Source organism: Gammaproteobacteria bacterium, from assembly GCA_019911805.1.
GTDB lineage: Bacteria > Pseudomonadota > Gammaproteobacteria > Thiohalobacterales > Thiohalobacteraceae > JAHJQQ01.
Genome location: JAIOJV010000015.1, coordinates 1 through 10,214, shown reverse-complemented (window position 1 = coordinate 10,214; position 10,214 = coordinate 1). Strand labels below are relative to the sequence as shown.

General features: G+C 65.3%; 10 protein-coding genes. 8 read left to right on the top strand and 2 right to left on the bottom strand.

The features are described 5' to 3' along the window. The coding region (locus tag K8I04_00860) for an Asp-tRNA(Asn)/Glu-tRNA(Gln) amidotransferase GatCAB subunit A (GenBank protein MBZ0070273.1) at positions 1–491 on the bottom strand (491 nt) is incomplete at its 3' end. A 236-nt stretch (positions 492–727) separates the two neighbouring features. Next, positions 728–1,015 (bottom strand): Asp-tRNA(Asn)/Glu-tRNA(Gln) amidotransferase subunit GatC, encoded by a 288-nt coding sequence (gene gatC, locus K8I04_00855; protein MBZ0070272.1) that lies wholly within the window; start codon positions 1,013–1,015, stop codon positions 728–730. 120 nt (positions 1,016–1,135) lie between these two features. Here gatC and K8I04_00850 point away from each other — a divergent pair, with 120 nt between their 5' ends. The 8 genes from K8I04_00850 (at position 1,136) to K8I04_00815 (ending at position 10,108) form a co-directional block, all read left to right on the top strand. Further along, positions 1,136–2,188, top strand: coding sequence for a rod shape-determining protein (locus tag K8I04_00850; protein ID MBZ0070271.1), 1,053 nt, complete (start codon positions 1,136–1,138; stop codon positions 2,186–2,188). A 100-nt stretch (positions 2,189–2,288) separates the two neighbouring features. Then, entirely contained in the window at positions 2,289–3,200 is a 912-nt protein-coding gene (gene mreC, locus K8I04_00845) for a rod shape-determining protein MreC (GenBank protein ID MBZ0070270.1), read from the top strand. Further along, positions 3,197–3,688 carry a rod shape-determining protein MreD gene (gene mreD, locus K8I04_00840; protein ID MBZ0070269.1) on the top strand — a complete coding sequence of 164 codons (492 nt, stop codon included), beginning with the start codon at positions 3,197–3,199 and terminating at the stop codon, positions 3,686–3,688. Before mreC ends, mreD begins: the two co-directional genes overlap by 4 nt. 91 nt (positions 3,689–3,779) lie before the next feature. Further along, a complete protein-coding gene (gene mrdA / locus K8I04_00835) occupies positions 3,780–5,630 on the top strand; it encodes a penicillin-binding protein 2 (protein MBZ0070268.1) in 1,851 nt (616 codons plus the stop codon). A 65-nt stretch (positions 5,631–5,695) separates the two neighbouring features. Next, positions 5,696–6,745, top strand: a complete 1,050-nt coding sequence (gene rodA, locus K8I04_00830) for a rod shape-determining protein RodA (protein MBZ0070267.1) — start codon at positions 5,696–5,698, stop codon at positions 6,743–6,745. A gap of 19 nt (positions 6,746–6,764) precedes the next feature. Beyond that, a complete protein-coding gene (mltB, locus tag K8I04_00825) occupies positions 6,765–7,778 on the top strand; it encodes a lytic murein transglycosylase B (protein MBZ0070266.1) in 1,014 nt (337 codons plus the stop codon). Between the two features lie 155 nt (positions 7,779–7,933). Beyond that, positions 7,934–8,809 (top strand): septal ring lytic transglycosylase RlpA family protein, encoded by an 876-nt coding sequence (locus K8I04_00820; protein MBZ0070265.1) that lies wholly within the window; start codon positions 7,934–7,936, stop codon positions 8,807–8,809. 120 nt (positions 8,810–8,929) lie between these two features. Further along, the gene (locus K8I04_00815) at positions 8,930–10,108 is read left to right on the top strand and encodes a D-alanyl-D-alanine carboxypeptidase (GenBank protein MBZ0070264.1); all 1,179 of its coding nucleotides are present in this window, start codon (positions 8,930–8,932) and stop codon (positions 10,106–10,108) included. Positions 10,109–10,214: the final 106 nt, after the last annotated feature.

Sequence of the window (10,214 nt, the reverse complement as noted above, 5' to 3'; positions counted from 1 at the left end):
CAGGGCGGCGCGGCCACCGCGGCGGCCGCGCCGCCCGAGGACCCGCCGGGCACGCGCTCCGGGTCCCAGGGATTCAGCACCGGCCCATAGAAACTGGTCTCGTTGGACGAACCCATGGCGAATTCGTCCATGTTGGTCTTGCCGAGCATGACCGCACCGGCCGCGACCAGCTTCGCGGTCACGGTGGCGTCGTAGGGCGCGATGAAGTTGTCGAGCATCCTGGAGCCGCAACTGGTGCGGACCCCGTCGGTACAGAAGATATCCTTGTGGGCATACGGTATGCCCAGCAGCGGGCCGTCCTCGCCGGCGGCGCGGCGCGCATCGGCGGCGCGCGCCTGGGCCAGGGCGGTCTCGGCGGTCACGGTGATGAAGCTGTTGAGCTGCGGATCGAGCCGCCCGATGCGCTCCAGGAGGCTCCGGGTCAGCTCCTCGCTGGAATAGGCCTTGGCCTTCAGGTCCACGGCCAGCTCAGCTAGGGTCTTGTTATACATGGTGATACGCTACTCTTTGGCGCCTCAGGCGCTGGATATTGGAACCGCCAAGACGCCAAGGGCGCCAAGAAAATCCGTTTTGAGTAAAAAAACCGCGACCCACTGAGTGAGAACTATTTCCAACGCGAGTCAATCACCGGCCACCATGACTTGATCTCTCTTGGCGTCTTGGCGTCTTGGCGGTTCAGAAACATCTTGGCGTTCTTGGCGTCTTGGCGGTTCCCATATCAAACACGTTATTCAATAACCTTGGGTACCAGATACAGCCCGGCCTCGACCTTGGGGGCCTGCGCCTGGAATTTGTCGCGCTGGTCGGACTCGGTCACCGCATCCTCACGCAGACGCTGGGGCGTATCCAGCGGGTGGGCCATGGGCGGTACGCCGCTGCAGTCGACGGCGTCGAGCTGCGCGACGAAGGCGAGGATCGCGGACAGATTGCGGGCGTACTCGGGGGCATCCTGGGCGGCAATGCCCATCTGCGCGAGCTGTGCAATCCGGTTCACTGCGGAGGAATCCAATGCCATGTCAGCTCCCTGAAAATGACCGCTTCGGCAAAAGGCGGAAAATAACACACTTGGCGCCTTGCCCAAAGCCCCTGTAGGTTGCTAAATTACGCGCCAACTCTGCAAAGGCGCGCCCACTCCATGTTTGGTTTCAAACGTTTGCTCGGCATGTTCTCCAACGATCTTTCCATCGACCTGGGGACCGCCAACACCATTATTTACGTGCGCGACCGCGGAATCGTCCTCAACGAGCCCTCGGTGGTGGCCATCCGCCAGGACCGCGGCCCCGGCGGACCCAAGAGTATCGCGGCGGTCGGCCTGGAGGCCAAGGCCATGCTGGGGCGCACGCCCGGCAACATCACCGCCATCCGCCCCCTGAAGGACGGCGTCATCGCCGACTTCACCGTCACCGAGAAGATGCTCCAGCACTTCATCCACAAGGTGCATGAGGGCCGGGTGTTCCGGCCGAGCCCGCGGGTACTGATCTGCGTACCCTGCGGTTCGACCCAGGTGGAACGCCGCGCCATCAAGGAATCCGCCGCCGGCGCCGGCGCACGCGAGGTGTATCTGATCGAAGAACCCATGGCGGCGGCCATCGGTGCCGGCATGCCGGTCGACGAGGCGCGCGGCTCGATGGTGCTGGACATCGGCGGCGGCACCTCCGAGGTGGCGGTGATCTCGCTGAACGGCATCGTCTATTCCGCCTCGGTGCGCATCGGTGGCGACCGCTTCGACGACGCCATCATCAGCTATGTGCGCCGCAACTACGGTACACTGATCGGCGAGGCCACCGCCGAGCGCATCAAGCACGAGATCGGCTCGGCCTTCCCCGGCAACGAGGTGAAGGAGATCGAGGTCAAGGGCCGCAACCTGGCGCAGGGTGTCCCGCGCAGCTTCACCCTCAACAGCAACGAGATCCTCGAGGCGCTGCAGGAGCCGCTGGCCGGCATCGTCGGCGCGGTCAAGACGGCCCTGGAGCAGACGCCGCCCGAGCTCGGTTCCGACGTCGCCGAGCGCGGCATCGTGCTCACCGGCGGCAGTGCCCTGCTCCGGGACCTGGACCGGCTGCTGATGGAAGAGACCGGCCTGCCCGTGGTGGTCGCCGACGATCCGCTCACCTGCGTCGCCCGTGGCGGCGGCCGCGCGCTGGAGATGATGGACGAACGCGGCGGCGACGTGTTTTGTGTGGAATAGAGATACAAGAGGCAAGTTACAAGATACAAGTCGAAAACCACCCATAGTTCTACTTGCATCTTGTCTCTTGTATCTTGCATCTTTGTAGCCGAGGCTGATCATCAAGCTACTGTTCACCCAAGGCCCCTCGATCGCCGCGCGACTGGTGGTGTTCGTCCTTGCATCGGTCGTACTCATGACGGTCGATCACCGGCAGCACCACCTGGAGTCCCTGCGCGCCGGCCTGTCGGTGGTCGTGTACCCCATCCAGTCTCTGATCGATCTGCCCGGGCAGACCGGCAAGTGGCTGCGCGAGTCGTTCGCGACACGCCGGCAACTGCAGGAGGACAATGCGCGCCTGCAGGCCCAGCATCTGCTGTTGCAGGCCCGGCTGCAGAAGTTCGAGGCCCTGGAGACGGAGAATCTGCGGCTGCGCGAACTGCTCGACTCCTCGTTCAAGGTCGGCGACCGGGTGCTGATCGCCGAACTGATGGCCGTCGACCTGGATCCCTACCGCCACCAGGTGGTGCTCAACAAGGGCTCACGCCAGGACGTATTCGTCGGTCAGCCACTGGTGGATGCCTACGGCGTCATGGGCCAGACACTGCACGTCACGCCCTTCACCTCCACGGCCATGCTGATCACCGATCCGGCGCACGCCGTGCCGGTGCAGGTCAATCGTAACGGTCTGCGCAGTATCGCCGTCGGCACCGGCGCGCTGCAGGAATTGTCGCTGCCCTATATCCCCAACTCGGCAGACATCCGGGTGGGCGATCTGCTGGTGACCTCTGGCCTGGGCGGCCGTTTCCCAGCGGGCTACCCGGTCGCGGTGGTGACGACGGTCACCATCGACCCCGGCCACGCCTTCGCCGCGGTCAGCGCCCGGCCGCTGTCGCACCTGGACCGCAGCCGTGAGGTGCTGCTGGTATGGACACCACCCACCGGTGCCCATACCGAGCTCCTCCCCGAACCGGTCACGGCCGCCGAACCGGGTGCACCCGCAGCACCGTCCGTCGGAGAGGAGACGGAATGAGCACGCTGATCCGCCACCATGGCGGCGCCATCATCATTTTCACCTTCGTGGTGGCCCTGATACTGACGGTAGTACCCCTGCCGAACGAGCTGCGCATGCTGCGCCCCGACTGGGTACTGCTGGTGCTGATCTACTGGTGCATGGCCCTGCCGCAGCGGGTGGGCGTAGGCATCGGCTGGCTGCTCGGCCTGTTCACCGACGCACTCACCGGCACGCTGCTCGGCCAGCACGCACTGGCCTACAGCCTGGTGGCCTTCCTGACCCTGAAGCTCCACCAGCGCCTGCGCCTCTACCCCCTCTGGCAGCAGGCACTGAGCATGCTGGTGCTGCTGGCGCTGGGGCAGCTGCTGATCCTGTGGGTCAACGGCATCGTCGGCCGCCCGATCCACTCCTGGCTGTATTGGATGCCATCGTTGATCGGGGCGCTGCTGTGGCCGGTCGTGTTTCTGCTGCTGCGCGGCCTGCGACGCACATTTCGCGTAATCTGATCAGGGACTGGGGACAAGAAAACCGTGTATCGCTTTATGTCATTCCGCCGCCTCGCCTCGCCGGCCCCTGGCCCTTAGTCCCGGGTCGCAGATGCCCCACCCCTTACACACATTCAAAGACAGCCTGTTGGAGAGCCGCCTGTTCCTGGGACGCTCCATCACGGCCATGATCATTGCCGGCCTGCTGATCGCAGCACTGATCGCGCGGCTCGCCTGGCTGCAGGTGGTCGCACACGAACATTTCCGCACCCTGTCCGAAGACAATCGCGTCAAGCTGCAGCCGATCCCGCCCAACCGTGGCCTGATCTACGATCGCAACGGCATCCTGCTGGCCGAGAACCTGCCCTCCTTCCGCCTGGAGATCGTCCCCGAGCAGGTGCATGACATGGAGACGACCCTGGCCGAGCTGGGCGCACTGGTCGAGATACGCGACTTCGACCGTGAGCGCTTCCACAAGATACGCACACGCATGAGCCGCTTCGAGGGTGTACCGCTGCGTTTTCATCTGAGCGACGAGGAGGTGGCACGTTTCGCAGTGAACCGGCACCTGTTCCCGGGCGTGGACATCCGCGCGGGCCTGTCGCGCAACTACCCGCTGGGCCGCCATTCGGCGCATGCAATCGGCTATGTGGGGCGGATCAACGAAGACGACCTGACCGTCATTGACACGGTCAATTACCGCGGCACCACCCACATCGGCAAGGTCGGAGTCGAAAAGACCTACGAAGACCTGCTGCACGGCCGTGTTGGCCATCAGCAGGTGGAGACCAACGCCCAGGGGCGCATACTGCGCGTGCTGTCACGCCAGCCGCCGCACGCCGGCAGCAGCCTCTATCTCAGCCTGGACGCGCGCCTGCAGCAGGCCACCGAAGCGGCCTTCGGCGACTTCAACGGCTCGGCCGTGGCAGTCGACCCCCGCAGCGGCGAGGTGCTCGCGCTGGTGAGCCTGCCGGGCTACGACCCCAATCCCTTCGTCAACGGCATCGACTACAAAGACTACAAGGCGCTGAACGACGACCCCGACCAGCCCTTGTTCAACCGCGCCCTGCGCGGGCAATATCCACCGGGCTCCACGATCAAGCCCTTCGTGGCCCTCGCCGGATTGGAGATTGGCGTCACCAGCACCCACACCCGGACCTATTGTCCCGGCTTCTACCGGCTGCCCGGCAACGACCGCAAATACCGCGACTGGAAGCGTACCGGCCACGGCATGGTCGACCTGCGGACCGCCATCGTCGAATCCTGCGATGTGTACTTCTACGATCTGGCGCGCTCGCTCGGCATCGACCGTCTGCACGACTACCTCGCCCCGTTCGGTTTCGGCGATCGTACCGGCATCGATATCCTCGGTGAGCAGCCTGGCATCCTGCCTTCCAGCGCCTGGAAACGGGCCACCAAGAACGCCCCGTGGTTTCCCGGTGAGACCTTGATCAGTGGCATCGGTCAGGGCTTCAATCTGGCCACGCCACTGCAGCTGGCGGTGGCAACCGCCACGCTCGCCAGCTATGGGGAGTTTCACCCGCCGCGCGTGGTGCATGCGATCCGCACACCCGATGGCACGTTTGCACCCCAGCCGGCGCCACCCGTGCGCCACATCCCGATTCAGCAGCGGGAACACTGGGACCAGGTCCTGGCGGCCATGATCGAGGTGGTGCACGGTGCGCGCGGCACGGCACGCCGCATCGGCACGGGTATCGACTATCAAATCGGTGGCAAGACCGGTACCGCCCAGGTCTTCGGGCTCAAGCAGGAGGAAGAATACGACGCCGAGACGATTGCCGAGAAACTGCGTGACCACGCGCTGTTCATTGCCTACGCGCCGGCCCACGAGCCGCACATCGCGGTGGCGGTGGTGGTGGAAAACGGTGGCTCCGGCGGTGCCGTCGGCGCGCCCATCGCACGCCAGATCCTGGATCGGTATTTCGAGGACAACCCGTTGTGATTGCAGAAATCAACCCCGGTTCCGGCACGCGCCGCTCCTGGCTGCAGCGTTTCCATCTCGACGGGATGCTGTTGCTGGCACTGCTGGCCACCTGCGCCTTCGGGCTGGTGGTGCTCTACAGCGCCACCGGCGAGAGCCAGACGATGATGCAGCGTCAACTCCTGCGGCTGGCACTGGCCTTCGGCGCCATGATCGTCATCGCGCAGGTCCCGCCGCAGCTGCTGTATCGCTGGACGCCGTGGTTATTCGGCGCCGGGGTGGCGCTGCTGGCCGCAGTGCTCATGGTCGGCGATATCGGCAAGGGCGCACAGCGCTGGTTGGATCTCGGTTTCGTCCGTTTCCAGCCGTCGGAGATGATGAAGCTCGCCATGCCGATGATGCTGGCGTGGTACTTCGCCGACGTCCGTCTGCCCCCCGGCGCGCGACGCCTGCTGGTCGCGGCCGTGCTGCTCGTCATACCGATACTCCTGATCATGCGCCAGCCCGACCTCGGTACGGCGTTGCTGATCGGCTGCGCCGGCTTCTTCGTGCTGTTCCTCGCCGGCCTCTACTGGCGCCTCCTGTTCGGTCTGGCCGCCGCCGGCGCCGCCTGTGCGCCGATCCTGTGGTATTTCATGCACGATTATCAGCGCCAGCGCGTCATCACCTTCCTCGATCCCGAACAGGACCCGCTCGGTGCCGGCTACCACATCATCCAGTCCAAGATCGCCATCGGCTCCGGCGGGCTGTACGGCAAGGGCTGGCTCAACGGCACACAGTCACAGCTGGAATTCCTGCCCGAGCGCTCCACCGACTTCATCTTCGCCGTGCTCGGTGAGGAGTTCGGGCTGATCGGCATTCTGCTGCTGCTCGCCGTCTACAGCGTCATCATTCTGCGCAGTGTCTATATCTCCACACAGGCACAGGACACCTTCACCCGATTGCTCGGTGGCAGCCTCGCGCTGACCTTCGGCGTCTACGCGCTGGTCAACACCGGCATGGTCACCGGTCTGCTGCCCGTGGTCGGTGTACCGCTGCCGCTGATCAGCTATGGCGGCACTTCCATGGTGACCCTGATGATCGGTTTCGGTATCCTCATGTCCATTCACACCCACCGGAAGCTGCTCACCACCTGAGCGGCAAGGCAAGGAATCCATGCATCAGATCCGCAACCGCATCGCCACACTGTCCCTGCTGCTGCTCCAGTGGCCGCTGCTCGCGAGCTGCGCGACCACACCCACGTCGCCGGCGTACTATGCCGCGCTCCCGGAGGCACGGGTATTCGTCGATGAGATGGTCGAACGCCACCAGCTGCCGCGCGCCGAACTCGAGGCCATGCTCGCGCAGGCGGAGCGGCAGCAGAGCATCCTCGACGCCATTGCGCGCCCGGCCGAGGCCAAGCCCTGGCGCGACTACCGGCCCATCTTCCTGACCGAGGCCCGCATCAACGGTGGCGTGGATTTCTGGAACGCCAATGCCGCCATCCTGGCAGAGGCCAGCGCGCACTTCGGCGTCGACACCGATGTGATCGTGGCGATCATCGGCGTGGAGACGCGCTACGGCAGTCACACCGGCCGCTACCGTGTACTCGATGCACTCGCCACACTCGCCTTCGACTACCCGCCGCGCAGTCCGTTCTTCCGCAGTGAGCTGGAGCAGTTCTTCCTGCTCGTGCGCGAGGAGGCGATCGATCCGCTGGAGGCGAAGGGCTCTTATGCCGGTGCCATGGGTCAAGGCCAGTTCATTCCCAGCAGCTATCGCCGCTATGCCGTGGATTTCGACGGCGACGGCCGCCGCGATCTGTGGAACAGCGAGCGTGACGTGCTGGGCAGCGTCGCCAATTACCTCAAGGTGCATGGCTGGGTGCCGGGCGCACCGGTGGTGGCCCGGGCACAGGTCCGGGGTGATGCCTACCGCCAACTGCTCGACAAGGGTCTGAAGCCGCACCTCCCGGCCGGGGAGCTGGCACGCTACGGTGTCGTCACCACCACCCCGATTCCAGCCGGCACCCCCGTGGCACTGATCGAGCTCGAGGGCGCCCAGGGCCTGGAACAGTGGGTGGTGTTCAACAATTTCTACGTCATCACCCGTTACAACCGCAGCCCACTGTACGCCATGGCCGTACACCAGCTGGGTGTGGAGGTCGCGACCCGGCGCGCCGGGCGCTAGGCGGCCTCGCGGAAAATACGGAGAGGCAAACAAAAAGATCCATAGGTCCGTAGGGTGTGTCGAGGCGCAGCCTACGGATCATTTCGTGGGTTTCGGCGCCACCGGCAGTTGGACTGGAAAACTGCGGCGATTTCGCCGATAGTATGCGCATGCAGATGACGTGGCAGCCATTCCGGTCCTGGCGTACCTGGGCGCTGATCCTCGTCGCCCTGATCCTTGGCGCCTGCGCCGGCAGCGGCCGCGACGACGGGGGTAGCAGCCGCTACTCCAGTCGCCATGATGGCGCGCCGACCGCCCCGCCGGATGTCATGGCCATCCCCGACGCCGTGCCGCGGCACGAGCCGCGCAGCCGCTACGGCAATCCCTCCAGCTACGTGGTCTTCGGCAAGCGCTATCACGTCATGCCGACCAGTACCGGTTACGTCGAGCGCGGCATCGCCTCCTGGTACGGCACCAAGTTCCATGGCCACCGCACCTCCAGCGGTGAGACCTACGATATGTACGCCATGACGGCCGCACATAAGAGCCTGCCGCTACCGACCTACGCGCGCGTCACCAATCTGCGCAACGGCCGCTCGGTGGTGGTGAAGATCAACGACCGTGGTCCCTTCTATGACAACCGTGTCATCGACCTGTCCTATGCGGCGGCCGCCAAACTCGGGATCCTGAGCGAAGGCACCGGTCTGGTGGAGGTGCGCAGCATCCAGCCGGGCACGGCGCCGCGCCCGGTCGAGCAGGGGCCACGCGTCATCGAGGCGCGCGCCACGACGGCACCCGCGCGCCAGCCGGCCGCAGGGCCGTCGCTGTATCTGCAGGTGGGCGCCTTCGTCAACCGCGCGAATGCCGAGCAGCTGACCAGCAAGCTGCGCCAGGTACCGCTGCCCGACATCCACATCAGCCCCGGCGTCAGCGATCAGCGGCCACTGTATCGGGTGCGCATCGGCCCGCTCGCCAGCGTCGCCGAGGCCGACCGCGTCGCCGTGAAACTCGGCAGCTACGGCATCGCCAACCCGCACGTCGTGATCGACTGAAGGCCTGCACGGACGCTGCAGAACCGGCCGCTGCGCGTTGCAAATCCCACCCCGGGCGCGGACAATTGGCCGCGCTGTCCCGCGGAACTTTCTGAATCGAGGCTGGCCCAACGCACACCTATGAAGATGCCAAGAATCATCCTGTTGTCTCTGTTCACCCTCCTGAATCTGACCCTGCTGCCGGTGCTACCGGCGCAGTCACCCGATACCCCCGCCACGGCCGGTGCACTGCCGGTCCCCAAGGCGCCCAGCGTCGCGGCGCGCGGCTACCTGCTGGAGGATTTTCACAGCGGCCAGGTGCTGGCGGAAGCGAATGCCGACGAGCGCCTCGAACCGGCCAGTATCACCAAGGTAATGGCGGGCTATGCGGTGTTCAAGGAGCTGGCGGCGGGCAAGATTCAGCTGAGCGACATGGTCACCATCAGCGAGAAGGCCTGGCGCATGGAAGGCTCGCGGATGTTCGTCGAGGTCGGCAAGCAGGTCTCCATCGAGAATCTGCTGATCGGCATGATCGTGCAGTCCGGCAACGACGCAACTGTCGCGCTGGCCGAGCACATCGCCGGCAGCGAGGAGACCTTCGCCGCCTACATGAACCGCTATGCCGCCGCGCTCGGCATGACCGGCAGCCATTTCGTGAATGCCAGCGGCCTGCCCGATCCCGAGCACTACATGACCGCGCGTGACATCGTCAAACTCACGCGCGCCATGATTGCGGAATTCCCCGAATACTATGCCTGGTATTCGCAGAAGGAATTCACCTTCAACGGCATCACCCAGCACAACCGCAACCGGCTGCTGTGGCGCGACGCCAGCGTCGACGGTGTCAAGACCGGCCACACCTCATCCGCCGGCTACTGCCTGGTGGCCTCGGCCCAGCGCGAGGGCATGCGCCTGATCACGGTAGTGCTCGGTGCCGACGGCGAAGAGGCGCGCGCCTCCGCCACCCAGGCGCTGCTGAACTACGGCTTCCGCTTCTTCGAGACGCACAAGCTCTACGACGCCGGCACCAGCCTGGTCGATGCGCGCGTCTGGAAGGGCGCACAGGAGACCGTCCCGCTCGGTCTGCAGGCGCCGCTGTACGTGACCATACCGCGCGGCCGGTACGCCCAGCTCAAGGCCGGCGTGCAGATGCACAGCCGGATCATGGCACCGGTCGAGACTGGTACCACGCTGGGAAGCGTGCAGGTGCGGCTCGGCGACGAACTGCTGCTGGATCCACCCCTGCTGGCCCTGCAGGCCGTCGATGAGGGCTCCCTCTGGCAGCGCGCGATCGACGAAGTGAAGCTGTATTTTGAATGATTCGGGGCTCGGGATTCGGGATTCAGCAACCGGGATTCAGCAACCGGGATTCAGGATTCGGGGTATTGACACCCCAACCGAGGCAGCCACACTCCTTGCCCGAATC